Source organism: Shewanella sp. SP2S2-4 (genome assembly GCF_031932025.1).
Taxonomy (GTDB): Bacteria; Pseudomonadota; Gammaproteobacteria; order Enterobacterales; family Shewanellaceae; genus Shewanella; species Shewanella baltica.
Map to the genome: position 1 here is coordinate 182,396 of NZ_JAUOER010000005.1, position 26,651 is coordinate 209,046.

At 45.0% G+C, this 26,651-nt stretch carries 22 protein-coding genes; 8 read left to right on the top strand and 14 right to left on the bottom strand.

The annotated features are described in order from the left end of the window. Positions 1–6: 6 nt before the first annotated feature. From pilV to murJ, 7 genes are all read right to left on the bottom strand, one after another. Positions 7–594 (bottom strand): type IV pilus modification protein PilV, encoded by a 588-nt coding sequence (gene pilV, locus Q4Q54_RS06445; RefSeq protein WP_259215114.1) that lies wholly within the window; start codon positions 592–594, stop codon positions 7–9. A 185-nt stretch (positions 595–779) separates the two neighbouring features. Beyond that, the gene (gene ispH, locus Q4Q54_RS06450) at positions 780–1,709 is read right to left on the bottom strand and encodes a 4-hydroxy-3-methylbut-2-enyl diphosphate reductase (protein ID WP_170927454.1); all 930 of its coding nucleotides are present in this window, start codon (positions 1,707–1,709) and stop codon (positions 780–782) included. A gap of 28 nt (positions 1,710–1,737) precedes the next feature. Continuing rightward, positions 1,738–2,160 (bottom strand): FKBP-type peptidyl-prolyl cis-trans isomerase, encoded by a 423-nt coding sequence (fkpB, locus tag Q4Q54_RS06455; protein ID WP_006080638.1) that lies wholly within the window; start codon positions 2,158–2,160, stop codon positions 1,738–1,740. After that, positions 2,157–2,672 (bottom strand): signal peptidase II, encoded by a 516-nt coding sequence (gene lspA, locus Q4Q54_RS06460; protein WP_011846081.1) that lies wholly within the window; start codon positions 2,670–2,672, stop codon positions 2,157–2,159. Before lspA ends, fkpB begins: the two co-directional genes overlap by 4 nt. A gap of 9 nt (positions 2,673–2,681) precedes the next feature. Continuing rightward, positions 2,682–5,504 carry an isoleucine--tRNA ligase gene (gene ileS / locus Q4Q54_RS06465; protein WP_311988005.1) on the bottom strand — a complete coding sequence of 941 codons (2,823 nt, stop codon included), beginning with the start codon at positions 5,502–5,504 and terminating at the stop codon, positions 2,682–2,684. Between the two features lie 32 nt (positions 5,505–5,536). Then, positions 5,537–6,472, bottom strand: a complete 936-nt coding sequence (gene ribF / locus Q4Q54_RS06470; protein ID WP_311988006.1) for a bifunctional riboflavin kinase/FAD synthetase — start codon at positions 6,470–6,472, stop codon at positions 5,537–5,539. 65 nt (positions 6,473–6,537) lie between these two features. Further along, entirely contained in the window at positions 6,538–8,097 is a 1,560-nt protein-coding gene (gene murJ, locus Q4Q54_RS06475) for a murein biosynthesis integral membrane protein MurJ (RefSeq protein WP_311988007.1), read from the bottom strand. Positions 8,098–8,349: 252 nt separating this feature from the next. Here murJ and rpsT point away from each other — a divergent pair, with 252 nt between their 5' ends. Next, entirely contained in the window at positions 8,350–8,616 is a 267-nt protein-coding gene (gene rpsT, locus Q4Q54_RS06480) for a 30S ribosomal protein S20 (RefSeq protein WP_006080633.1), read from the top strand. Positions 8,617–8,679: 63 nt separating this feature from the next. Here rpsT and Q4Q54_RS06485 read toward each other — a convergent pair whose 3' ends face one another. Further along, entirely contained in the window at positions 8,680–8,976 is a 297-nt protein-coding gene (locus Q4Q54_RS06485) for an ArsR/SmtB family transcription factor (RefSeq protein ID WP_006084975.1), read from the bottom strand. A gap of 136 nt (positions 8,977–9,112) precedes the next feature. Between Q4Q54_RS06485 and Q4Q54_RS06490 the strand changes: the two genes are divergently transcribed. After that, complete coding sequence (locus Q4Q54_RS06490) at positions 9,113–10,519, top strand: M28 family metallopeptidase (RefSeq protein WP_311900388.1); 1,407 nt, start codon at positions 9,113–9,115, stop codon at positions 10,517–10,519. A gap of 73 nt (positions 10,520–10,592) precedes the next feature. Here Q4Q54_RS06490 and yaaA read toward each other — a convergent pair whose 3' ends face one another. Then, on the bottom strand, positions 10,593–11,366 hold the full coding sequence (gene yaaA / locus Q4Q54_RS06495; protein WP_311900389.1) for a peroxide stress protein YaaA: 774 nt from the start codon (positions 11,364–11,366) through the stop codon (positions 10,593–10,595). A gap of 129 nt (positions 11,367–11,495) precedes the next feature. Continuing rightward, complete coding sequence (locus Q4Q54_RS06500) at positions 11,496–12,938, bottom strand: sodium:alanine symporter family protein (RefSeq protein WP_220592252.1); 1,443 nt, start codon at positions 12,936–12,938, stop codon at positions 11,496–11,498. 433 nt (positions 12,939–13,371) lie between these two features. Between Q4Q54_RS06500 and Q4Q54_RS06505 the strand changes: the two genes are divergently transcribed. The 5 genes from Q4Q54_RS06505 to Q4Q54_RS06525 all read left to right on the top strand — a co-directional run bounded on the left by Q4Q54_RS06505 (position 13,372) and on the right by Q4Q54_RS06525 (position 20,353). Then, on the top strand, positions 13,372–15,738 hold the full coding sequence (locus Q4Q54_RS06505) for a phosphoketolase family protein (RefSeq protein WP_311900390.1): 2,367 nt from the start codon (positions 13,372–13,374) through the stop codon (positions 15,736–15,738). 239 nt (positions 15,739–15,977) lie between these two features. Further along, on the top strand, positions 15,978–17,087 hold the full coding sequence (locus tag Q4Q54_RS06510) for an OmpA family protein (protein WP_311900391.1): 1,110 nt from the start codon (positions 15,978–15,980) through the stop codon (positions 17,085–17,087). A gap of 250 nt (positions 17,088–17,337) precedes the next feature. Further along, complete coding sequence (tal, locus tag Q4Q54_RS06515; protein ID WP_311988008.1) at positions 17,338–18,294, top strand: transaldolase; 957 nt, start codon at positions 17,338–17,340, stop codon at positions 18,292–18,294. Between the two features lie 19 nt (positions 18,295–18,313). Next, positions 18,314–19,951: a glucose-6-phosphate isomerase gene (gene pgi / locus Q4Q54_RS06520; RefSeq protein ID WP_220592250.1), complete on the top strand. Its 1,638-nt coding sequence runs from the start codon at positions 18,314–18,316 to the stop codon at positions 19,949–19,951. Positions 19,952–20,167: 216 nt separating this feature from the next. Next, positions 20,168–20,353, top strand: coding sequence for a DUF3545 family protein (locus Q4Q54_RS06525; protein WP_006080618.1), 186 nt, complete (start codon positions 20,168–20,170; stop codon positions 20,351–20,353). Between the two features lie 210 nt (positions 20,354–20,563). On the opposite strand, the gene Q4Q54_RS06530 is transcribed toward Q4Q54_RS06525, so the two are convergent. The 4 genes from Q4Q54_RS06530 to Q4Q54_RS06545 all read right to left on the bottom strand — a co-directional run bounded on the left by Q4Q54_RS06530 (position 20,564) and on the right by Q4Q54_RS06545 (position 24,588). Next, the gene (locus Q4Q54_RS06530) at positions 20,564–21,100 is read right to left on the bottom strand and encodes a hemerythrin domain-containing protein (protein WP_311900396.1); all 537 of its coding nucleotides are present in this window, start codon (positions 21,098–21,100) and stop codon (positions 20,564–20,566) included. Positions 21,101–21,335: 235 nt separating this feature from the next. Beyond that, entirely contained in the window at positions 21,336–22,061 is a 726-nt protein-coding gene (locus Q4Q54_RS06535) for a hypothetical protein (protein ID WP_311900398.1), read from the bottom strand. Then, a complete protein-coding gene (locus tag Q4Q54_RS06540) occupies positions 22,054–22,659 on the bottom strand; it encodes a sigma-70 family RNA polymerase sigma factor (protein ID WP_006080615.1) in 606 nt (201 codons plus the stop codon). Before Q4Q54_RS06540 ends, Q4Q54_RS06535 begins: the two co-directional genes overlap by 8 nt. Positions 22,660–22,704: 45 nt before the next feature. Further along, positions 22,705–24,588, bottom strand: coding sequence for a VWA domain-containing protein (locus Q4Q54_RS06545; RefSeq protein ID WP_311900399.1), 1,884 nt, complete (start codon positions 24,586–24,588; stop codon positions 22,705–22,707). 231 nt (positions 24,589–24,819) lie between these two features. Between Q4Q54_RS06545 and dauA the strand changes: the two genes are divergently transcribed. Next, complete coding sequence (gene dauA / locus Q4Q54_RS06550; protein ID WP_011846067.1) at positions 24,820–26,583, top strand: C4-dicarboxylic acid transporter DauA; 1,764 nt, start codon at positions 24,820–24,822, stop codon at positions 26,581–26,583. Positions 26,584–26,651: the final 68 nt, after the last annotated feature.

Consider the following 26,651-nt stretch of genomic DNA (forward strand, 5'->3'; position numbering starts at 1 on the left):
ATTAACCTAAATAATCACTGTCGAAAGAATAAAAAGCCGTCTACGCGTACCAATATCTTTTCCGCATTCACTACCTGAATAACTTGTACCCGCGCCCTCTCGGATCCCTCTCCACGCAACAGCAACTGTTACAGTTGAACCATTTACACTAATACAAGCCGTTGGTGAATCTAATCCCCCAACATTCTGACTATCTACAACTTCAGCTGCCCCCATAAAACTCTGCTCCCACTGATAAAGATCCCAAGCTTCTGTCTCTTCTGGAGTACATATATTCACGGCTCCAACTGCAACATCACAAACACTACCGGGTTTACCCAGAGAACCTGTGTACTCACCATCGTAATTGCCCAGCTGTGTTCTATTCAGCTTCATTCGATTAATAATATCGTTTGCATAATAGGAGGCTTGGGTTTGCTGAAATGACTCGAAGCTGCCACGCTTTGCAACGATATGTAGATTAAAAATACCGATTAAGCCAATGACTAAGATCACCAATGCAACAAGCACCTCAATTAATGAGAAACCTCGTTGAAAGTCCTTTTGTGTCAATCGTTCGAATTTAGCCATATTTTTGACAAGCTTTTCAGCCATTTACCCTTTAAAAATCTTAGTCTTACGACAAAAAATTACCAACAGTTAATAATAGATGAGTAAAATGTAAGTAGCCAGTAACAATAGCATATAAGCATTGACATCATTATGCCTTGAATGAATTTGAAGCAATAAAAAAGAGGCTTATCGCCTCTTTTTTATAAATAACTTAACATCACATAGATTTAACGCAGTTCGGCAGGCACCGCAAAGACAGTGTCTTCCTTACGTCCTTCGACTTCAGTCACCACACTAGGGGCGAGTTTCGCAATCGCTTGGACAACTTGTTGAACTAAGACCTCAGGTGCAGAAGCGCCTGCGGTAACAGCAACACGTGAAACGTTATCGAACCAGCTTGATTCAACATCGTCAGCAGTATCTACCAGATAAGACTGGGTTCCGGTCTTCAATGCGAGCTCGCGTAACCGATTAGAGTTAGAGCTGTTTTTTGAACCAACAACAATCAACAAATCCACATCTGCTGACAGATTACGTACCGCATCTTGACGATTCTGTGTTGCATAACAGATATCGTCTTTACGAGGTCCTTCAATTGAAGGAAACCTTTTTTGTAACGCGGCAATAATGTCTAACGTATCATCGACAGATAAAGTTGTTTGGGTCACGAAGCAGAGATTGTTAGGGTCGCGCACTTCTAGCGCATCCACATCAGCAGGCGATTCAATCAGATAAACGCCACCGTTAGGATTATCATACTGACCCATAGTGCCTTCGACTTCAGGGTGCCCCTCGTGGCCAATCAAGATACATTCAATACCTTTACGGCTTGCACGCGTCACTTGAAGGTGCACTTTGGTCACTAAGGGACAAGTCGCATCAAAAACTCTCAACCCTCGCGCCTTAGCTTCTTGTCTCACAGCTTGAGAAACACCATGGGCACTGAAGATAACAATGTTGTTATCCGGCACTTGATCTAACTCTTCGACAAAAACCGCACCGCGATCCTTCAAATTCTGCACGACATAGCGATTATGTACGACTTCATGGCGAACATAGATAGGCGGTGAAAACAATTCCAACGCCCGTTCAACAATACTGATAGCACGATCAACACCCGCACAAAAACCACGCGGGTTCGCGAGCATAATATTCAAACTTGGGCTGGTAGGATCGAGTTTCATCTTAAAGTACCTTTACAACGTCCAGTTCAAAAGTGATCTTGTGCCCTGCCAGAGGATGATTCAGATCGACTGTGATGGAATCACCCGCGACATCACGGACAATACCCGGGATTTCACTGCCACCTGGGCCGGCAAAACTGACAATCACGCCAGCTTCTAAACTCATGTCAGCCGGAAAACGGCTTCTGTCTAGATAGTGAATAGCATCAGGATTTGATTCACCAAAGGCATCAATCGCTTCAAGGGTAAAACTGTGTTTATCACCTTCAGCAAGCGTTGCCAATTGCGCCTCAAATGCTGGACTTAACGTACCGTCACCCACATTTAATCGAGCTGGTTTACCCGAAGCTTTAGTGCTGTCTGCGGTTGAACCATCAGAAAGCACAATATTCATATGGCATAGTAAAGATCGCGTCACCGTCACTTCTTAACCCCTTCGGCGCTATCTGTTTCAGATTTACCGCTTAAAAATGCATCCCAAATGATCAACACAGCACCAATACAAATCGCCGAATCGGCGATATTGAAAGCTGGATAATGGCTCTTAGCCCAAAAGAAATCGATAAAATCAACCACAAAACCGTGCATTAATCTGTCGACCAAATTGCCTAGGGCACCACCAATCACTAAGGTGTAAGCCAGATTCAGTTTCAACAACGAAGCGGATTGCCTACGCAACCACACTGTGAGTAGAGTACTGAATCCAACCGCAACAATCGTAAATAACCAACGCTGCCAACCACCGGCGTCACTCAAAAAACTAAAGGCTGCCCCGTAGTTACGTACATAAGTGAAATTAAAAAAAGGCAATAAATTCAGCGATTCATGTAAATCAAAATTGGCTAAGACCCATTGTTTAGATAGCTGATCGGCGAAAAACACCAATACAGCTACCCAATACCAACGTAAGCCACTGTCTTTCCAAGTTAATGGCATACAGATCCTTTACGCAAACAGACGAACTTCGCCGTCACCTTCAATGTTTGTTACGCAGCGAGTACAGAGTGTTGGGTGGGCCTCAATCGTGCCGACCTCTTCTCTGTGATGCCAACAACGCTCACACTTCTCAGCAGTGCTTGAAGCAACCAGTAATTTCAGTGACGCCAGCTCAGTTTCAACCGCTTCCGATGTCGCATCCGCTAAAGGCAAGACTTTGGCTTCAGAGGTCAATAACACAAATCTTAGCTCATCGCCGATATGGGTTAATTGTTCAGTCAACGCTGCATCAGCAAACAAGGTCACTTCCGCTTCTAATGACCCACCAATACGTTTATCACGGCGAGCTTGTTCAATCACTTTATTGACTTCGTTACGCACAGTCAGTAGTTGCTGCCAATAGTCGTCGCTCAGATCCGTCGCTAAGGTGACTGATTTCAAGCCTTGATACCATTCTTGAGTAAAGACATAGGCATCACGCTCGCCAGGCAATAGTTGCCACACTTCGTCGGCAGTGAAGCTTAGAATTGGCGCAATCCAACGTACCATGGCCTCAGAAATCAAATACAGCGCCGATTGACAGCTGCGACGCGCATGACCTTCTTGCTTAGCCGTGTATTGGCGATCTTTAATGATATCCAAATAGAAACTACCTAACTCAACCGAGCAGAACTGCATCAGTTTTTGAGTCACAATATGGAAGTTATATTGCTCATAGGCTTCAATAATTTCCTGTTGCAATGCAGCAGCGCGGCGCACAACCCAACGATCTAACGCGACCATATCTTCAACGGCCACTAAATCCTTAGCAGGATCGAAACCGTTTAAGTTGGCTAATAGGAAACGGGCAGTGTTACGAATACGACGATAGGCATCGGCGCTACGATTTAAGATTTCGTCAGAAACCGTCATCTCACCGCTGTAATCTGTTGCCGCAACCCATAAACGCAGAATGTCGGCGCCTAATTTGTTAGTAACCGTTTGTGGCGCAATCACATTACCGATAGATTTTGACATCTTACGGCCTTTACCATCGACGGTAAAACCGTGAGTCAGCACTTGCTTATACGGAGCTTTGCCATTCATTGCGGTTGAAATCATCAAAGATGACATAAACCAGCCGCGATGTTGGTCGCTACCTTCAAGATATAAGTCAACGCCGTGTCCGTGGAATTCAGGACGAGCCGCTACTACTGACGAGAAGGTTGAACCTGAGTCAAACCAAACGTCTAAGGTATCGGTTACTTTGCGGTATTGCTCTGCTTCGTCACCCAACAATTCGGCGGCATCGAGATCCCACCAAGCTTGAATGCCTTGTTGTTCAATACGGCTGGCTACACGTTCCATTAGCGACACGCTATCAGGGTGCAACTCTTCAGTTTCACGATTCACAAACAGCGTGATAGGCACACCCCAAGTACGTTGGCGTGAAATACACCAATCAGGGCGGTTTTCAACCATTTTTTCAATTCGACTTTGGCCCCAATCAGGGATCCATTGGGTCTGTTCGATTTCTTTCAATGCTTGCGTACGCAGGCCATGGTTATCCATAGAGATAAACCACTGCGGCGTCGCACGGAAGATGATCGGTGTTTTGTGGCGCCAGCAATGTGGATAGCTATGACGGTAAGCCACGTGATTCAGCAAGGCGCTCTTTTCTCTCAGTAAAGCAACCACGTTATCGTTGGCTTTAAAGACATGTTGTCCAGCAAAATACTCAGTATCAGGCTTGTATACACCGTTGTCGCCAACAGGGTTTGCCACTTCTAAACCGTATTTTTGACCAACCACAAAGTCGTCTTGACCGTGACCTGGGGCAGTGTGAACGATACCAGTACCCGCATCCGTCGTAACGTGATCGCCTAAAATTGCCGGAACATCAAAATCTAAGAATGGGTGATTAAAGCGGACAAGATCAAACGCTGCGCCTTTGGCAGAGCCAAGCACGGTATGGCTTTCTACGTTATAGCGAGTCAGGCAAGACTCGACTAATACTTCAGCTAAAATAAGCGCTTGCGTAACACCGTCTTTTTCGAATTCAACTAAGCTGTAATCTAACTCAGGGCTTAAAGACAAGGCACGGTTCGCAGGCAGAGTCCATGGTGTGGTAGTCCAAATCACCATAGAAACAGGATGTGAGTAATCGCTTACCCCAAACTTAGCCGCAACGGCTTTGCTATCGGCAGCAACAAACGCCACATCAATAGCAGGTGATGTTTTGTCTTCGTATTCCACTTCAGCTTCAGCTAAGGCAGAACCGCAATCAGTACACCAATGCACTGGCTTAACGCCTTTATGCAAGTGACCGCTCTCAATCACTTTCGATAAAGAACGCACGATATTAGCTTCGGTTGAAAAATCCATCGTCAGGTACGGATTTTGCCAGTCGCCCAATACGCCTAAACGGATAAAGTCTTCACGTTGACCATTAACTTGCTCGGCGGCATATTTACGGCATTCTTCGCGGAATTCTGCCGCAGAGATTTTTTGACCTGGTTTACCCACTTTTTGCTCAACTTTCAGCTCGATAGGTAAACCGTGGCAATCCCAACCTGGCACATACGGTGCGTCAAAACCAGATAGGGTTTTTGACTTAATAATAATGTCCTTGAGGATTTTATTAACGGAGTGACCAATATGAATACTGCCATTCGCATACGGTGGGCCGTCATGCAAAATGAAGGGAGTACGGCCAATTCGGCTATCACGGATCTGCTGATACAAACCGTCTTTTGTCCAGCGCTCTAACATCTCTGGCTCGCGATTTGCCAAATTACCACGCATCGGAAACTCTGTTTCCGGCAAATTCAAAGTAAATTTATAGTCGCTCATTGATCCTATACCGTTAATTAAACTGATAAATTTCAGCCTGCATCATTACCAAATAAAGCTCTGGCTTCATTTGCATCATTTAAAATCTGTTGCTTAAGCGCATCCAATGAGTCAAAAGGTTGCTCATCACGGAGTTTAGCCACCAACTCGACCTCAACATGTTTGCCGTAAATGTCACCTTCAAAATCAAAAAGATGCACCTCAAGCTGACACACTTGACCGTTCACTGTCGGACGGAACCCAATATTGGCTACGCCCTCATAAATATCGCTATTATCCCAATAACATTTGACCGCAAACACACCGCGTACCGGCACAACATTGCGCTTTAAGGCGATATTGGCTGTGGGAAAACCAATGGTGCGGCCAATTTTTTGCCCATGCGCGACACGACCACTCAAGGTAAAAGGATGACCGAGCAAGCGTCTTGCTTGCTCAAGATTACCCTTAGCCAATTGTTCACGCACGGCGGTTGAGCTCACTCTTTGCGAGCCCAGCATAAAACTTTGGGTACTTACCACAGTAAAGCCATATTGAACACCTGCCTGCACAAGCATCTCAAAATTGCCTTTACGGCCCTGACCAAAACAAAAATCATCGCCGACCACTAGGTATTTAACACCGAGTTTGCGGACCAACAATTCTTCAATAAAATGCTCAGCAGGTTGATTGGCAAAAGTGCGATTAAAGTTAACACACACTAACCGTTCAACCCCAAGTTCATCGAGCAACATGACTTTATCACGTAATAAACTTAAACGAGCTGGCGCATTGTCGCCGCTAAATAATTCCTGCGGCTGAGGTTCAAACGTCATCAACGTAGATGGCAGCGATAACTGCTTTGCCTTCTGCACTAAGTTCGCAATCACTTGTGCATGACCACGATGGACGCCGTCAAAATTACCTATAGTCAATACACACCCGTGGTGGGATGACAAAATGTTATGTATACCGCGGATTAATTCCATAACTTTAGACAACTGCCAAGCGCAAATCGGCTGATTATATAACAGCTAGCGATGAGAATCAGCAATCAAACTCCCCGTTTAATTGACCAAGGACGAATTCCGAGCAAAAGCAGTCCCAACAAGTAACTTACTGCCCCCGCTAAAATCAAGCCTATCAAGGCTTTTGCACGCTCGAACAAATGCCAATCTAACCAAATTTGTTGCGAAGGTAAAAAGTAATACAAGACTACCACCATCAAGGCGGTAGAGACCACGGCTTTAGCAAAAAACACCATAGTCGGCCTAGAAACGCGATAAACGCCGGCTAAATGCAATCCTCGATAAAGTAAAGTGGCGTTGAGCAATGCTGACATTGAAGTCGCAATCGCTAATCCAACATATCCAAAAGGAATAGCAAACAATAAGTTAAAGCCCATGTTGGTGATCATGGCGATAATGCCATAACGCACAGGGGTTTTGGTATCTTGGCGGGAGTAATAACCTGGTGCGAGAACTTTAATCAACATAAAACTGAGTAAACCGCTACCGTAAGCCATCAAACTATAAGAAGCCATTTCAACATCATGCATCGAAAAAGCGCCGCGCATAAATAACACCATCAGCATAGGCTTGGCGAGCACGATCAACCCCATCATGGCTGGTAGACCTAGCAGTAAAATCGCTTTAACTCCCCAATCCATCGTCAAGCCAAAGCCCGCACCTTCAGCATTCACATGGTTTCGTGACAGCGCAGGCAAAATCACAGTACCAATCGCGATCCCAAACAATCCTAGGGGAAACTCCAATAAACGGTCGGCATAGTAGAGCCAGCTTATCGAGCCCGTCATCAAAAAACTGGCGATAAAGGTATCAAATAACAGGTTAATCTGCGAAACCGACACGCCAAATAGCGCCGGGATCATCAAGGTTCTGATTTTCATCACGCCTGGGTGGTGCCAGCCCCAAGAAGGTTTAACGAGTGCTTTTTCACGCAGCAAAAAAGGGATTTGAAATAAAAACTGGATTAATCCACCACAAAAAACGCCCCAAGCAAGGGTTATTTCGGGTTGAGTCGATGTTGGCGCATAAAATATGGCCGCGGTAATAATCGCCACATTGAGGAATACAGGGGTAAACGCCGAAACCGCAAATCGGCCTCGGGTGTTTAAAATCGATCCAGCCAGTGCGGTAAAGGTAATAAACCACAGGTAAGGGAAAGTAATCTTAAGCACTACGGTAGCGAGTTCAAATTTAGCGCCATCTGGCTCATTGTTGAGCCAAGCGATAAACCAACCACCGCCGAATAAGGCTGATAACACGGGCGAAGCTACCACGCCCACAAGCGTCACAATCGTCACCAATAAACCTAATGTGCCTGCGACCTTACTCAGCAGGTCACGGGTTTCTTCCGCGGTGTGTTTCTCTTGGTACTCAGTTAAAACAGGCACAAAGGCTTGTGCAAATGCCCCTTCTGCAAACAAACGACGTAAAAAGTTAGGAATTTTATTGGCGAAGAAAAACACATCGGCACTTGTCCCGGCCCCCATCAAGTTAGCAACGACGACGTCCCGAACAAGACCTAACACACGGGATATCAATGTCATAGCACTAACAATCAGACCAGATTTTAATAATTTTCTACTCAAACGTCCCCCAGACCCATATCGAATTGATTAGGTGATACATCTCAAAAAATCGATTCAGGCTCTGTCACACTGCGGTAATAGCTGCTAGAATTGCGCCACATATTACACGAGTTGGGTCGAAGATAGCCAAGGCAGGTTGGATTAATTTATCTTTATGATGAATATTCAATCATAGTCATTGACAAAGTGACTAAATGCAGGCATATTCCTCGGCCTTTAAAAGTATCAAATCCAGTTTTTAGGAGTTGCACCTTGGCTAATAGCAAGTCTGCAAAGAAGCGCGCGCTTCAATCTGAAAAGCGTCGTCAGCATAACGCCAGCCGTCGCTCAATGTTACGTACATACGTTAAAAAAGTAATCGCTGCAATTAAAGCAGGCGATCACAAAACAGCAGCAGAAGCTTTTGCTGTTGCTCAACCAATCGTTGACCGTATGGCGACTAAAGGTCTTATTCACAAGAATAAAGCCGCTCGTCAAAAGGCACGTTTGAACGCTAAGATCAAAGCAATCGCTGCTTAATCTATAAAATAGCAAATGAAAAAAACCGGCAATTGCCGGTTTTTTTATATCTGAAAAACACTATTAATGACAATAAATGTTATTCAATAAGTGGATCATCTCCCGTACTTCATCACTCTTGAGCGAATAAAATACCGTTTGCGCTTCTTTGCGTGTGGTTACTAAATTATCTTTGCGTAACCAAGCAAGGTGTTGTGATAGTGCCGATTGACTTAAGCCTAATTTTTTATTCATTTCGCCAACGCACATTTCTCCTTCATTCAATAAATAACAAAGAATAAATAAACGGCGTTCGTTCGCGAGTGCCTTTAATAGCACTACCGCATGATCGGCTCGCTCCTGCATTAATTCAATATTCATTACGCACTTTCTCTCCTAAAACTAACCCCTGCGCTAATATAGCGTTGCCTTACGGATATAGTCGGGACATAAAGCACACTTTTTGCTAGATTGTTTTTAAAAATGGGACATGCTTAATAAAAATAAAGGAAATCTAATGAAGCCCTATCAAACTGCACTTCTCTCTAGTCTTTTAATTGGGAGTTTAAGTGCGTGCCAAACTCAAGTAGAAACCGCCACGACAAGTGAAGCCATAAAATTACAACAGACGGCATTAGCTTCACAATTAGGCTATGACATAGTCGAATCGCTCACGGTTGAAGTGGGCCCAAGACTTGCTGGTAGCCCAAAAGATATCATCGCCGTTAACTGGGCGATGGAGAAACTGACAAGCCTTGGATTTGACCGCGTTTATAAAGAACCAGTACAAGTGCCCATTTGGGAGCGCGGTGAAGCCAAAGCCAAAATAACCTTCCCAGTCGAGCAGCCGCTGGTCATTACTGCGCTTGGCGGCAGCGTTGCGACACCAGCAGGTGGTTTACAGGCTAAAATCGCACGTTTTGATAGCCTAGAGGCACTACAACAAGCCAAGCCTGAAGACGTGCAAGGTAAGATTGCGTTTATTGACCAAAAAACTGAACGCCACATTACTGGTGAAGGTTATGGCAAAAGCGTTGGCGGCCGCTCAAAAGGTGCCGTCGCAGCAGCGCAAAAAGGCGCAGTTGCGATCGTGATCCGCTCTATTGGCACAGATCATGACCGCATGGCCCATACTGGCGTTATGCGCTACCAAGATGGCGTGCCAAAGATCCCCGCTGCTGCCATGTCAAACCCCGATGCAGATTTGGTCGATGCATTACTAAAACGCAATCCTGATGCTCTACTTGAATTGCAGATGTCACCAAAGAATGCAGGCTTTAATACGTCTTACAATGTCATTGCCGAAGTGACAGGCAGCAGCAAGCCCAATGAAATAGTATTGATTGGCGCTCATTTAGATTCTTGGGATGAAGGTACGGGTGCAATTGATGATGGGGCGGGTGTCGCGATTGTGACAGCTGCAGCTAAGCATATTCAAGATCTTCCGGTAAAACCCGCTCGCACTGTCAGAGTGGTGCTATATGCCGCTGAAGAAATTGGGCTCGTGGGCGGTAAAGCCTATGCCGAAGCGCATAAAGCGGAATTACCACTGCACTACATAGCTGCAGAGTCTGATTTTGGCGCGGGCCGAATCTATCAAATCGATACTAAGGTCAATGAGAGCGCATGGACTGAGGTACAGCATGCACTTAGCCCTATGTCATTCAATGGTGTTGCACTTGGCAACAACCAAGCTTCTGGCGGGCCTGATGTGTCTATGCTGCCAGCCCTAGGCGTACCTGTTGCATCATTAAGGCAAGATGGTCACGATTACTTCGATTACCATCACACACCGAATGATACCTTAGATAAGATTGACCCCGCCGCATTGGCTCAAAACGTCGCCGCCTACGCACAATTTGCTTATATCATGGCAAATTCAACCGCGACATTAACGCCTTTAGCCACTCAGGCTGAAAAATAGAGAGTTGATAAAAATAATAGAGAGAACAACATAAGCTGTTCTCTCTATCAATTAACATCTTCTCGATATTTCGCTATTGCTCTGCACGTAAAAATGTTGGATGTGTCGGTGAACTTTGCTCTTCACTATAATAATAACCCGCGAGATTAAATGCCTTTAACTCAGCGAGGGTATTCACTTTATTGGTGATGATATATCTCGCCATCATGCCCCTTGCACGCTTAGCAAAAAAACTGATCACTTTATATTGACCATTTTTACCATCTTTAAACACGGGTGAAATTAATTGCCCTTGCAGTTTTTTAGGCTTTATCGCTTTGAAATACTCATTAGAAGCAAGATTGACAATAATATCGCTACCACTTTCCGCAAGCGCTTCATTTACCGCTTGCGTTAGGGTATCACCCCAAAATTCATATAGATTTTTACCTTTTGGATTCGAAAGTGCCGTTCCCATCTCTAAGCGGTAAGGCATGATTAAATCCAGCGGTCTGAGTAGCCCATAAAGACCCGATAGAATACGCAGCTGCGACTGAGTCTGGGCGATTTCATCCTCAGATAAGGTGTCAGCATCAAAACCAGTGTACACATCCCCTCTAAAGGCAAATATAGCCTGTTTGGCATTATCTAAATTAAAATCTGGCTGCCACTCTCCGAAACGCGCCGCATTTAAACCCGCAATTTTATCGCTCACCTTCATTAAAGTCTCAATATCTGAAGGGGTCAATTGCCGACAAACTTGGATCAATTCCTGACTATGAGTTAAGAAATCAGGCTGTGAATACACCTGTGTCAGTGGCGGCTGTTCAAAATCTAAGGTCTTCGCCGGCGAAACCAATATCAACATCAAAAACTCCCAACAGAAACAAAAAGACATGCCTATGATACTGAACGAACATAAAAAAACCACGCTTTAACGGCGTGGTCTTTTCGATTGCGACAATCAGAAATCTCTGTCGTCGACTATCTGGGTTACCTAAGGCTTTTTAACCGATGTAAGGCTGGCATCTTGCCAAATATCATCATCGAGTTGATCCATTAATTCAGGGAACTTACTGCGATCAAACTCAGGAGACTTACCCGCTTTGACCTGCTCGCGATAATCGTTGATGACGCGAATAGCCAAACCTGATAACAGTAAGAGGGCGATAATGTTCACTGTCGCCATTAATCCCATGGAAACGTCGGCTAAGTTCCACACCAGACTTATCTTCGCCACGGCACCAAACATTACCATGCCCAATACACACAAACGGAACAAAGGCAGTAATTTAGTACTGTTACCCATTAAAAACATCACGTTTGTTTCAGCGTAAGAGTAATTGGCTATGATGGAGGTAAAGCAGAATAAGAAAATCGCTACCGCAATAAACGCCCCACCCCAGTCACCAACATGAGTAGACATAGCATTAATGGTTAATCGTATGCCATCGTCACTCGAGCCAATATCTCCTGATAGTAGGATTATTGCAGCCGTTGCAGTACAAATAACAATAGTGTCAGCAAACACACCCATCATTTGTACAAAACCTTGGGATGCTGGATGGTTCGGATTAGGCGACGCACTGGCCGCGACATTCGCCGCACTGCCCATACCCGCTTCGTTCGAAAAGAGTCCGCGTGCAATACCCGCTTGCATAGCTTGCGCGACAGTATAAGCGACACCACCAGCAGCAGCCTCTTGCCAACCAAAAGCACTTTTCACAATTAAGCTAATAATCGCAGGTAGTTGATCAAGGTTGAAAATAACGATGATAAAGGCAACGAGAATATAGGCTAATGCCATGATAGGAACAATAAACTCAGAGACTCGGGCAACTTTACGCAGACCACCGACAATCACAAATCCACTGGCAATCACCAGTCCAATCCCGACATAAGTTGGATTAAACCCAAAAACTCGCTCCATGGCTCCAGTAATCGTATTTGCTTGCACCGCGTTGAATACCAGACCAAAGGCAATGATCAGAAAGACAGCAAATAAAATGCCCATCCAGCGCTGACCCAAGCCTTTTTCCATATAATAAGAAGGACCTCCGCGGAATTGACCATTATGATCACGTACTTTGTAAACCTGCGCTAAGGTTGATTCAACCATAGCGGTAGCCATACCTAAAATAGCGATAAGCCACATCCAAAATACCGCACCAGGACCTGCAGCACCAATAGCGACTGCAACACCGGCCATATTACCGGCACCGACACGGGCCGCCATACTGGTACAAAAGACTTGAAATGATGAAAGACCGCTATCGCAACCTTGGCGACTCATGGTCATGACTTTGATGGAATGTTTAAAGTGGGTTAACTGGATAAAGGCAAGTCTAATGGTAAAATAAAGACCAGCTCCTACTAGCCCGTATACTAACAACTTACCCCAAAGTAGCGCATTCAAAAAATTAACTATGGTTTCTAACATATTATTTTACTTCTTCCCGTAGCAAATGCTCCTCAAATTGAATGGCAATTAGAGGTACAACATCTGTGGTGAATGAATCCTTCCAAGTTAAAGGTAAGAATTTCGGTAGATTTATTTTTTCAAATTATCCTTCCGTGAATTTACAACATCACGGCTACCGAATTCAACGCAGCAAAATAGCACAGTATTCGAAATTGCTCATGTGATCAAGCTCGCGTTTGCACAGTTAAACGCCATCAACATCACACCTCACAACATAAGCTAAGTCACTGTTAAAGCTGAATTAACAAAAGTGCACGGTTAGCACATTATTTTTAACAGTAAAAACAACTTTTAAAATTTGGATGCAGGGCACATTTTTGTAATAAAATTACAAATATAGTAGTCACATAGAAACTTCAATCATCTCTTGTTTGTTTTAGTGAGGCTTTATATGACACAAATACATGAAATCAATGCACTGAAAAAATATGTCAGAGCGACTAACTTTCTTGCGACCTCGCAGATTTATCTCAAACAAAACGTCTTACATAAACGTCCACTTGCCCATACTGATATCAAACCACGTTTACTTGGCCACTGGGGTACCTGCCCCGGCATTAACTTTGTTTACGCCAACATTAATAGATTGATTGTTAAACACAATCGCTCGTTCATCTATTTAGTTGGTCCAGGTCATGGTTTCCCTGCAGTACAAGCTAACTTATTCATAGAGGGTTCGTTAAGCCATTTCTATCCTGAAACAATCCCCTACAATGAAACGGGTATCGAAGATATTTGTAAGAAGTTTTCCGCAGCTTACGGCTACCCTTCACATGCAAACCCAGAAGCTCCAGGACAAATTCTTGAAGGTGGCGAACTCGGCTACTCACTTTCAGTAGGCTGGGGCGCTGTTCTCGATAATCCAGATCTGATCGCCACCGTCTTAATTGGTGACGGTGAAGCAGAAACTGGGCCATTAGCCGCATCTTGGTACGCAAACCGTCTAGTCTCTCCTGCGACAAGTGGTGCAGTATTACCGATTGTGCATATCAATGGCTATAAAATTTCAGGCCCTACCCGTATGGGACGCATGAGCCATGAAGAACTGGATCTTGAATTCCGTGGTCTTGGCTACTTCCCTATTATCGTTGATAACGAATTAGAAGAAGATATCTATGTGCAAATGACAAATGCCATGGATACCGCTTATGCCATGATCAATGATATCCAACGTCGTGCCCGTAGCGGCGAAGATGTGGTTAAGCCTAAATGGCCAGTGATTTTAATGCGCACCGCCAAAGGTTGGACGGGTGTCAGTGAGTATAAAGGTAAGAAATTAGAAGGTAACTGCGAATCACACCAAGTGATCGTCAATAAATGTGCCACAGATAAAGGTCATCTGGATGCACTTGACAATTGGCTTGCCAGTTACAACTTCCAAGAACTTTACCAAATGAATGATAAAGGCGAGCTGATTTTTGATGCCGACATTTGCTCATTAATTCCACCTAAGCAACTTGCCTGTGGTCGTCAACATCTCACCTATGGTGGTGAAGTGGTTAGAGCGTTAACGAACCCTGATCTCGAGAAACTCAGCTACGGCCCAGAAGTACCACGTGGTCACCGTGGTTATTCAATGCTGAAAATGGGTGAATGGATGCGTGATGCATTCAAGTTAAACCGCGATCAACGCAATCTACGTATTTTCAGCCCTGACGAAACCTATTCAAATCAGTTACAAGCCGTATTTGAAGAAACCGATCGTGCATGGCAATGGCCAATTGAGAGCTGGGATGAAGACATGTCCCGCGAAGGACGAGTGATTGAGCTCCTTTCTGAAAACTTGCTCTTTGGTATGTTGCACGGCTACACAGTCACAGGCCGCCACGGTATGTTCCCAACCTATGAGTCATTCTCACAAGTGATCTCATCGATGGCCGACCAATACTGTAAATACGTCTATGCAAGCCAAGGTGTGCATTTCCGTAAGCCGCTGCCTGCATGTAACGTCGTATTATCTTCGCTGCTTGAACGCCAAGACCATAATGGCTACTCGCATCAAAACCCGTCTTTCCTTGGGGCGATGCTAGAGAAGCATCCAAAAATTATCTCTGCTTATTTACCAGCAGATGCTAACAGCACCTTGGTTTATACAGAAAGAGCTTACGCTGACCGCGACAAACTCAATATTCTTGTTGCAGGTAAGAAAGAGCTACCACAATGGCTGAGCTTGGAAGAAGCGCGTAAACAAGCAAAAGATGGCGTGATGGTGTGGGATTTTGCCTCTGATGAGAATCCAGATATCGTACTTGCAGGTTGTGGTGATTACGTCACTCAAGAGTGTATGGCTTCATTAGTATTGATCAGAGAACTGCTTCCAAGAGTCAAAATTCGCTTCGTTAGCGTCACCGAATTAAGCAGTGATGGCTTAGGAAGCCGCAAATTTAAAGAAAAACCTTGGTTAATGGACGAAATATTTACCCAAGATAAAGGCGTGGTATTCAACTACCATGGTTACCCAAATACGATTAAAAAGTTAATATTTGATTACAAAGGCAGCCGTCGCTTCAGAATTAAAGGCTATGAAGAAGAAGGTTCAACAACCACTCCATTCGATATGGGCGTTCGTAACGGCACATCACGTTATCACCTAGTGATTGATATGGCTTACAAACTGTTCCAACAAGGCGTCATTGATGAAACTATGCATGTTTCCATCACCACTGACATGTTGCAAAGATTAGTTGATCACCGCAACTATATTAAATCCAATGGTGTCGACCCAGTAGAAATTGAGAATTGGGTATGGACACGTTAAAGTTTACGAATAAATAACAAAATAATTCATTTTAACGGCATTCCTCGGAGTGCCTTTTTTATGTTTAAAAAACAACTTACAGCACGAGTGACCATAAAAAGGAAACTCTTAACACTGGTAAAACTTAACAAACCAAGTGATAATTAACCGCTGGCTACAATACCAAAGGATCCCCACATTAAGTGCTAGCAATGTTTTGCACACATAAAGCAAGACATATTGGTGGAGAATCATAAATAATGGAATTGGAGAACATGATGAATCATAAATTAAAATTTGTACTGCTTGCCTCGCTATTACCTTTCACTGTATCAGCGGCTCAAGAACTCACTCCTTGGTATGTTGGCGCAGGTTTAGGCGTTAACAACTATGAACATATCGCGACCCAGAATGGTCAAGATGACCCATATGCATGGGATGTATTCGCAGGCTATATGTTCAATGATTACTTCGGCGCTGAAATCGGTTTCCGCGATTTAGGTAATGCTGATTGGACCAATGGGGCCACCAGTAATGATGCTGGCGTGAAAGGTTCAACGCTAGGCTTAGTAGGTATCTGGCCACTAGCCAATCGCTGGAGCTTATCAGCTGAAGCGGGTGCTATGTATTATTCACTTGAGAATAGCCAAAATAATGGCATTCAATCAAGCAAATACAGTACAAACGACTTTGCTCCATATATTGGCGCTGGTGTGGGTTACAACTTCACAGATAATTTGAAGTTACAAGCTAAATATCGTCGTTATGAAAACCTGGATGACGATTACAACATCGTTCAAGCTGATAGCAACTACTGGGGCTTAGAATTAAGCTACCGCTTCGGTTCTCCAGCAGTTGCAGCACCTGTTGCAGCAGCGGTTATCGCAGCAGCACCTGTTGACTCAGACAACGATGGCGTCTATGACGACAAAGACCAATGTCCAGCCACACCAGCAACACATAAAGTTGACTCTGTTGGCTGTACCATTTACGAAAACGTAAAAAATAAAGAAGACGTGGGTTCAATCCAGTTTGCTAACGATTCAGCTGTAGTTAAGCCTGTTTTCTACAAAGATATTGAAAGACTCGCTAACTACCTGAACAAAAACCCAGAGTTCACTGTTGAAATAGCTGGCCATGCCTCAAACGTAGGTAAACCAGAGTACAACATGGTGCTATCTGACAAACGTGCTGACGCCGTTGCCAAAATTCTTGTTGAGAAATATGGTATCAGCCAAAGCCGCGTAACTTCTAACGGTTACGGTGTGACTCAGCCACTGGTTGCTGGTGACTCGAAAGAAGCCCATGCTGCTAACCGTCGCATCGAAGCCGTTGTGACAACTACAGCTAAACAACCTGTTCTTAAGTAATATTACTTATTGACGTAAAAAAGTCGCTGCTTGCAGCGACTTTTTGTTTTTATGAGGTATACACTAGGAAAAGCGATGCCCTCTACCACAGCCAAGATGAGAGCCTGTATCTCAAGCCAAACCTAAATAGACATAAAATTGTCATTTTTGTAATTTTTTTACATTCAAGGTTGGAAAAGTTGGCAAAATCGCTTCTAATAGTCATCAGTGAATTCCGAGTTAAGACTGCTACCTGAGAAGGATGTTTTTCATGGCCAATACATTAGAGCAACTCAAGTTATATACCACTATCGTCGCTGACACTGGCGACATCGAAGCGATTAAACGCTACCAACCTGAAGATGCGACAACCAATCCATCACTCATCTTGAAAGCGGCTCAAATTCCTGAATACGAATCCCTCATAGATAACGCTATCGATTGGGCAAAATCACAAAGTGCCGATCTCGCGCAGCAACTTGATGATGCCAGCGACAAGCTCGCCGTTAATATCGGTGTAGAAATACTGAAACTCGTTCCTGGGCGTATATCAACTGAAGTTGATGCCCGTTTATCATTCGATAAAGAACAATCAATTGCGAAAGCCCATAAGCTGGTTCGCCTTTACAAAGAAGCGGGCGTTGATAAATCACGTATTCTGATCAAACTTGCTTCAACATGGGAAGGCATTTGTGCCGCTAAAGAGCTAGAGAAAGAAGGCATCAACTGCAACTTAACTCTGCTATTTAGCTTTGCCCAAGCACGTGCTTGCGCCGAGGCTGGTGCTTATCTAATTTCGCCTTTTGTAGGCCGTATCCTTGATTGGTACAAAAAAGATACAGGTAAAGACTACGATGCCGTAAATGACCCAGGAGTCATTTCTGTTACCGAAATCTATAATTATTACAAACAGCATGGTTTTAATACTGTCGTTATGGGCGCAAGTTTCCGTAATATTGGTGAAATCATCGAACTAGCTGGCTGCGATCGTCTCACGATTGGCCCTTCTCTGTTAGAAGAACTGGCTAATTCGCAAGTCGACATTACTCCTAAACTGGTTCCGGCAACCAGCACTGTCGCAGCCGAAGCTCCATTAACAGAAGCGCAATTCCGTTGGGACTTTAACCAAGATCCTATGGCAGTTGATAAGCTTGCAGAAGGCATTCGAAACTTTGCTATCGACCAGAGCAAACTCGAAGTAATGCTCACGGCTAAGCTAGCAAACTAAGCACTCTGGAGACGGCGAGATGACACACTTGACCCAAAGCTCAACATGGCAAGCTTTATCAGCACACAGTAAAAATGTACCGCATATGCGGGAATTGTTTGCCACTGACGCGGCACGTTTCAATAAAATGTCGCTAACTGCCTGTGGTTTATTACTGGATTACTCTAAAAACAGAGCAACGACGGAAACGCTTGATCTGTTATTTGCGTTGGCAAGCAATAGTCAACTTGAAGCAAAAATCAAAGCGATGTTTGCGGGTGAGATCATTAACACCACAGAGAAGCGCGCTGTTTTGCACACTGCGCTACGTAGCACTGCGGAACAATCGATTATTGCCGAGGGTCAAGACATAGTTCCTGAAGTTCAACAAACTCTGAATAAAATGCAAGGGTTTGTAAGTTCAGTGACATCAGGTCAATGGAAAGGTTACACAGGTAAAGCGATAACCGATATTGTCAGTATCGGTATCGGTGGATCTTTCCTTGGTCCAAAGATCGTCTCTCAGGCGCTACGCCCATATTGGAACCCAGAGTTAACATGCCACTTTGTAGCAAACGTCGACGGTACTTCTATCAGTGAGAAATTGAAGTTACTGGATCCTGAAACGACCTTGTTCATCATGTCGTCCAAATCTTTCGGCACACAGGAAACCTTAACCAATACCCTCACTGCCAGAGAATGGTTCTTAGCAAAAGGCGGTTTGCAGTCAGATGTGGCAAAACACTTTGTCGCAGTAACCTCAAACGTCGCTAAAGCGACGGATTTTGGGATTGATGCAGACAATATTTTCCCTATGTGGGATTGGGTTGGCGGTCGTTACTCACTCTGGTCAGCGATTGGTTTACCAATAGCACTCTTGATTGGCATGGATAATTTCAGAGCCTTGCTCTCAGGTGCCCACCAAATGGATGAGCACTTCGCCAATGCACCACTGACAGAAAACATGCCAGTGATCATGGGCTTATTATCCCTATGGTACGGTAATTTCTTCAATGCTCAGTCCCATGTTGTACTGACATATGATCATTATCTACGTGGTCTACCGGCTTACTTCCAACAGCTCGACATGGAAAGTAATGGTAAGTCTGTCACCTTAAACGGGACAGATGTTGACTACAGTACTGGTCCAGTAATTTGGGGTGGCGAAGGCACTAATGGCCAACATGCCTATCACCAGCTGTTGCACCAAGGTACTGCGCTGATCCCTGCCGATTTTATTATGCCACTGCAAAGTCATAATCCTATCGGAGAGCACCATGATCAGCTAGCATCAAACTGCTTTGGCCAGACTCAAGCCTTAATGCAAGGTCGCACTTTTGATGAAGCCTTAGCCGAACTCGCTAATAGCGCATTGTCTGCGACTGAAAAGCAGCTGATCGCAAAACATAAAGTGATGCCAGGTAACAAGCCGAGCAACACCTTACTCATGGATAAGCTCACGCCGAGCACCTTAGGTGCTTTAATTGCCCTGTATGAGCACAGAACCTTTGTTCAAGGTGCAATTTGGGACATCAACTCCTTTGACCAATGGGGTGTAGAGCTCGGTAAGGATCTGGGGAACGATGTGTTAGCACGCATCGGTGCGACGCAAAATTGTGATGCCTTAGATGCCTCAAGTAACGCATTGATTAACCTTTATCGACAAGGCAAAATCTAATCGAACAAAAAGCCAGCAATCGCTGGCTTTTTTATTTTATCCTATTATTTCTATTCAACTTTTCAATTCCTCGCCGCTCTCAACCCACACTGAAGATCAACGACATATCACTCAAAGTTCATTTCAACTTAACACAATTGAAACATAATTCTTGCACCCTGTTTTAAAAATATGTTATTTAATCGCTGACAAAACATACAACAACAGGAGGTTACCATGGATCGTTTAGATTATGGTTGTGCGCTAGATGAAGTCGTTGAAAGACCCGATCGTTCGCGAGGCTCCAATAAAAAGCGTAAATGGCGTGAGATCGAAGCATTAAAAGATAAGCATCGTTTGCTCAAAGAACTCCAAGAAATCGATAATAACTTTAACTACGACATTGATGCCATCCAGTTGTAATCACATGTTGAGATGAGCTAAACCATTAGCCTCAAACATGAACAAGAAAAGCGCCATTCGGCGCTTTTTTATTTGTACTATCGGATCTGGTGGGAAATAAGAGGGAATAACGATTCGCGAGTAACAGAAGCTAACGCAAAAAAAACATCGCTCTGTAGTATTGAATCCTAGGTTCAAGCCCACAAGGTGGGCCCTATGAGTGAATCAATGCTAGTCAGCTGTTGTTAGATAAGCCCGCAAATCCTCAAATTCTTTCTGCTCGCGATCTAAGAACAAAGGATCATCAATCAAGGATTTCTGACACTCAGACTCAATCAGTTGCCAATCTTGTTCAGTCAAGGTTTTGGCCAATAACGGGAATATTTCCCGCTCCTCCATTTGCATATGCCGCTCTTGTAATGCGACATAATCTGCAAAATCAACAATCAGTTTCTCACGGGCAACCACAATATCACTGAGGATCAAATTCAACGTCGTCATCAAAGCCGCCGAGGCTTGGATCACTAACTCGTGTTCGGCACTCAACTTATCGATATTGTCATTGGCTTTATGCGCTTGATAGTAGGCATAAATAATGTCTTCAACCGGATGATGGCAACGCTCAGCATATCCTTGCATATATTCAACGATATCCCGCACCACGATGAAATTGATTGACTCACCTTCGGACAGCTTCATCTGCTTGTTTTTTAAAACATTTAGCAATACAGCTATATGTTTATGATCATGCATGAGTCTTTTAAGCATAATGCCTCCTGGATATGGATCTGACTATTGATACTAGTCAAGTCGTAGACTAACACCAATATAGCAGGCTAAATCCTGTTCACTTTATGACGTTGATCAAGTAAATCACATACCAAACAGTAAACAGACCACAAACACTAACACGTCTATCCAAATCTCAGGGGCATTTAGCGGTTTTTCTCACCACGTTATGATTGATCATCACGCTTTTATTACTAAAACCACAACAACACACTTATTTAGCAAGCTGATGTAGCTGCTGTTGTAACTTTTTAAATTCGAGCTGTTGTTCGTTTAGCAGCGCTTTATCTGCAGCCTCAACGGCGAGTTGTGGATAATCCTTAAGCAGTTGTTGCTCAAGCATCAATGCTTGCTCAGTCTCCTTCGCTTCGATGAAGGCATGTAACAGATGTAAAGACTCTGCGAGTGGCACTTTATCTATTCCTGAAGATTCAGCATTGCTCGGAGCATTCATAGACCTTGCAGCGATAGCTGGGCTGCTTGCATCATGTTGTCGCTCAAGCGCACCCGCTGCAGCCTTCGCTTGCTGCATTTGAGTCTGTATTTCATGCTTAGCCACAGCTTCTACTTGCATATTTGAGGATTGCAGCGCTTGCGTATCTGCTATTCTCGTCATGGCTTGTGGCGCCGGAGCACTCATCGCCATTGGACTTGGAGCCATAACATCTTCGATTTGCGGCCGATTAAGGACCAATAAACCCACAACAAGCACCAAAGATGCCGCGCTCGATAACGCCCAAGGATGGCGTCGCCAGCCGGAAGTTGGAGACTCAACTGCGGTTATTTTGCTTTGATGCATTTCAGCTAAGTGAGTTTGCGCTAGGTGCAAGATATCTTGGTCGAGTTGCTGCGGTGGAACTTCTAAGGCCTGTTGACGATACCAAGCTAGCACTTCTCGTTGTAATGCGCGCTCATCAGCACTTGAAGATAAATTACTCATGACCCGCCTCCTGCCATTTCGCGCTGACGCAATCCTTTAGACTTTGGTAAGCGTAGCGAATACGGCTCTTAGTCGCTTCTAAAGTTACGCCCGCAATGTCGCTAATAATGGCAGCCGTAAACCCCATTTCAATGTTCAGGATAAATGCCTCTTTCTGGACTTGGGGTAACAGTGCGATACAGGTTTTTAGCAATAAACTCTTTTGCGCTTCTTGCCACTGCACGTCGGGCTTATCTTGCTCACCCGCCACAAAAGTATCGAGCCCAGTTTCGTCCTCATCAGTGGCGACTAAATCGACGGGCTTAACCGCTCGCACATGATCAATCAATAAGTTATGGGCGATACGGTATAGCCAAGTAGTAAACTTAGCACTGGCTTCGTAGTTAGCCGCTGCGCGGATCACCCGTCCCCATGTTTCTTGATATAAATCCTCAGCTAACTGCTTATCACCTAACTGGCGCACAAAGTAGCGATAAAGCGCGCCTTTGTGCTTCAGGTATAACTGCTCAAATGCTTTTGAATCGCCCTTGGCATAGCACAACATCAATTGCTCATCTGAGTGCTCATGGGTTGGTAATTGCGGTATTGCTAATGCCACGGGAAATTCCTCGTCATTTGGGTTAACCCCCTGTATTCACTTTTACTATTGTAATCTCTCATTACGCGGATTGCTCTTATCTCTCATTGGCTCGCCATGGCGTTTATCTTGGGGAGGAAAAGGTTTATCCGAGCCATCGAATGTTTTCTTAATTGGCAGCTGATTAGATTGCTCTATCGCCGCTGCGGTTTCCATTAACTGCACAAACTCATGGCGATAACCAAAGGGATCATCCCCTAATGCTGAACGTGCGAGTAAGCTTAACTTAGTATAATCAAATTGATGGAGATAGTGACTGCCATTCAGTAATTGCCCTAACCCTGCAACCGCGGCGGCAAATCTAAAATCATCACTTGCTTGCTCGAGCTGTTTAACGCTTTGATCTAACCTGATGGGATAACTCAGTAACTGGCTCTGCGTTTGCGCTGGCAACTTGTATCTCAGTTTAAGGAAGGCAATTTCTTCACGGCTATATTTCTCTTGCCCCGTTTGAGCATCAACGCCATATCTAAGTTTATCATTCATCCTATTCCCGACTTCAACGTACCTTAATTCATACAAGGCTGTTACTGAATGACCCGCGCCAATCTCGCCCGCATCCACCTTATCGTTATTAAAATCTTCCCGTGCTAAGGCGCGATTCTCGTAACCAATCAAACGGTATTCCGAGACTAAGGCCGGATTAAACTCCACCTGCACTTTCACGTCTTTGGCGATAGTGAATAAGGTCGAACTCAACTCGTCCACCAGCACTTTACGCGCTTCATTCAGCGTATCGATATAGGCATAGTTGCCATTGCCCTTGTCCGCCAATTGCTCCATCAGTTGATCGTTGTAATTGCCCAAACCAAACCCTAAGGTCGTTAGGCCAATACCATGATCTTTTTCCTTTTCAATCAAGGCAATCAAATCATCAAAATCTGTCACGCCAACATTAAAATCACCATCGGTCGCGAGGATAACTCGATTTATGCCATTGGGGATAAAATGCTTTTTGGCCAATTGATAGGCTTGCGTGATCCCTTGCCCACCATTGGTTGAACCACCGGCACTTAATTGTTCTAACGCATAAGTCAAGGTTTGAGTGTCGTTCCCCGACGCGCCATCGAGCACTACACCAGCCGCCCCAGCATAAACCACAATAGAGACTTTATCCTGCGCACTTAATTGCGCTGTTAGCAGCTTTAACGCCGTTTGCAGTAAAGGCAATTTATCCGCTGACGCCATAGAGCCTGACACATCGAGTAAAAAGACTAAGTTACTCGCGCCTAATTGAGATTTAGGTAAGTCATAACCTTTAAGGCCAATCCGCAGCAGCATCATGTCATCGTTATAGGGTGAGGGAGCAAGCTCTGTCGTCACGCTAAACGGCGCCGAGTTTTTAGCGGGTAAGGGATAATCGTAGGCAAAATAATTGAGCATTTCCTCAACTCTGACAGTGCCTTTCTCGGGTAAGCGCCCTTCCCTCAACATCCGTCTTAAGGTGGCATAACTGCCAGTATCGACATCGATGGAAAACGTCGATACAGGGATCTCCCCTGCCACCATGATGCCATTTTGCACTTGCTGCTCGAATTTATTTTGCGCTAACGGAATCGCGGCATAGTCACGCGGCATTGGCGCTATGCTCATCCCCATCACAGCCCCATTGCTAGACATTTGCATCGGCGCCGCCACTCTCGCCATCTCAACCTTAGCGGCATCACGCATTTCAGCTTGGCGCTGCGACGCTACTTGATGACGTTGCTCGGCTTGCTGCTCAGCTTGTCGATGTTCAACTTCGGCGCCTTTACCACCACAGGCCGTTAAACTCACTGCGACCAGTAATAGAGCAGCCGTATTGCTCGCCGATGGGATACCGTTTCCCCGTTGCTGGTAGAGAGTTGGATCGGAAACTGAAACGGTTTTTGGGGAATAGTGTGTTTTCATGTTGAATGCCTTTGATGTTGACCTAAAGCTGTAAACGGCCCGCATTAGCAAAAGGGTTAAAACATCTCGATATTTTGCAAAACATACTTAAATGAGAATCAAACCGTCTCAAGCACACTATTTATACAAAACAAAGTATTTTCAATCGCTTTTGCTGACAAGATCACACTGCACATTCAATCTGGCCACTAAAATAGAAGCTTGTTGCTAGCCTAGCTATGGGACCCTCTCGTGTCACACTCAGCTCATTTGTTTTCCCTAAGGATCGCCCACGCACTCACAGAAGCTTGCGTGAAAGATAAGTATTCGTTTAAACGCTTTGGGCAAGATCTTCTTGCTGGTCTCACTGTGGGTATAATTGCGATTCCATTAGCGATGGCATTAGCCATTGCCAGTGGCGTTGCGCCTCAATATGGCTTGTATACCGCCATTGTCGGCGGCTTTATTATCGCCATGTCTGGCGGCTCACGTTACAGCGTGTCCGGCCCGACAGCGGCATTTGTGGTATTGCTCTACCCCATAGCCCAACAGTTTGGTTTAGCAGGATTATTAATCGCGACTGTGATGTCGGGAATGATACTCGTCGGCATGGCGACGCTGCGCCTTGGCCGGTTGATTCTGTATATTCCCGAATCCGTCACCTTAGGTTTTACCGCGGGGATTGGTGTAGTGATTGCCACCTTGCAGCTAAAAGACTTTTTCGGGCTCGAAATTGCCCATATGCCGGAGCAATATCTGGCCAAGCTAATGGCATTAGCCCAAGCGCTACCTTCGGTCCATTTACCTAGCTTACTGGTTGCAAGCGCCACCCTAGCGACTATGCTGCTTTGGCCGAAACTCAAAACACCTGTGCCAGCGCACCTTCCGGCAATCATACTCGGCACTATCCTCGCCTTGGTGCTCAATGCCATGGGCGCTGATATAGAAACCATAGGCACTCGTTTCCACTACCAACTGAGCGATGGCACCACAGGCATGGGGATCCCGGCAGTATTGCCGAGTTTCGAATGGCCTTGGTTGCAGGCTGGCGCAAATGGTCAAGCTTTTCAATTTAATCTCGCGACCTTTCAAGCCTTGTTACCTGCCGCCTTTGCCATTGCCATGTTAGGGGCGATTGAATCGCTACTGTGTGCTGTGGTGCTCGATGGCATGACAGGCAAACGTCATAGTGCCAACAGTGAGTTACTGGGCCAAGGCATAGGTAATATCATCACGCCGTTTTTTGGTGGCATTCCAGCGACAGCGGCAATCGCCCGTAGCGCGGCGAACGTCAAAGCGGGCGCTCAGAGTCCAATTGCGGCCATGATCCACGCCATAGTGGTATTGTTTGGTTTAGTCGCCTTAGCGGGCGTGCTCGCCTACTTGCCGATGTCGGCCATGGCTGCCCTGCTACTCGTCGTAGCTTGGAACATGAGTGAGGCTCACAAAGCGTTGCATTTAGTTAAAACCGCGCCCACTAGCGATATCATGGTCTTTGTTAGCTGTTTTTCATTAACGGTTATTTTCGACATGGTCATCGCCATCAGTGTGGGGATCATTCTCGCGGCCTTGCTGTTTATGAAGGAAATTGCCGAGATGACAAGGCTTTACGATATCAGCACCAACAAGCGTTATGTCGATCAAGAGTTACCCGCCGATTGGGCTGTTCTCAAAATTAACGGGCCACTCTTCTTCGCCGCTGCCGATCGGATTTTCTCCGAAATCGCCAGTCTCACCGAAGATAAACAAGTGATAGTGCTGTATCTCGATGGAGTCTCGATTTTGGATGCTGGAGGCTTAGCCGCGCTGACAAAACTGATTGAAAAATGTAAAGCAAATAAGACTAAGCTGATTATTGCCGATCTACAGTTCCAGCCCATTCGAACGCTAGCAAGAGCCAAGATCCAGCCGATTGAGGGCGTGTTGAAGTTTTACTCGACCCTACGAGAAGCCATGGCCGAAGCGCCAGTTATCACTCAGCAAACAGAAATCACTGCGGATAAGCAGACACAGTAAACCAGCAGCGCAATCTCAGCGGCTTAATGCTGCTGACTTATCTCAAAGGCCAATCTCTGGATTGGTCT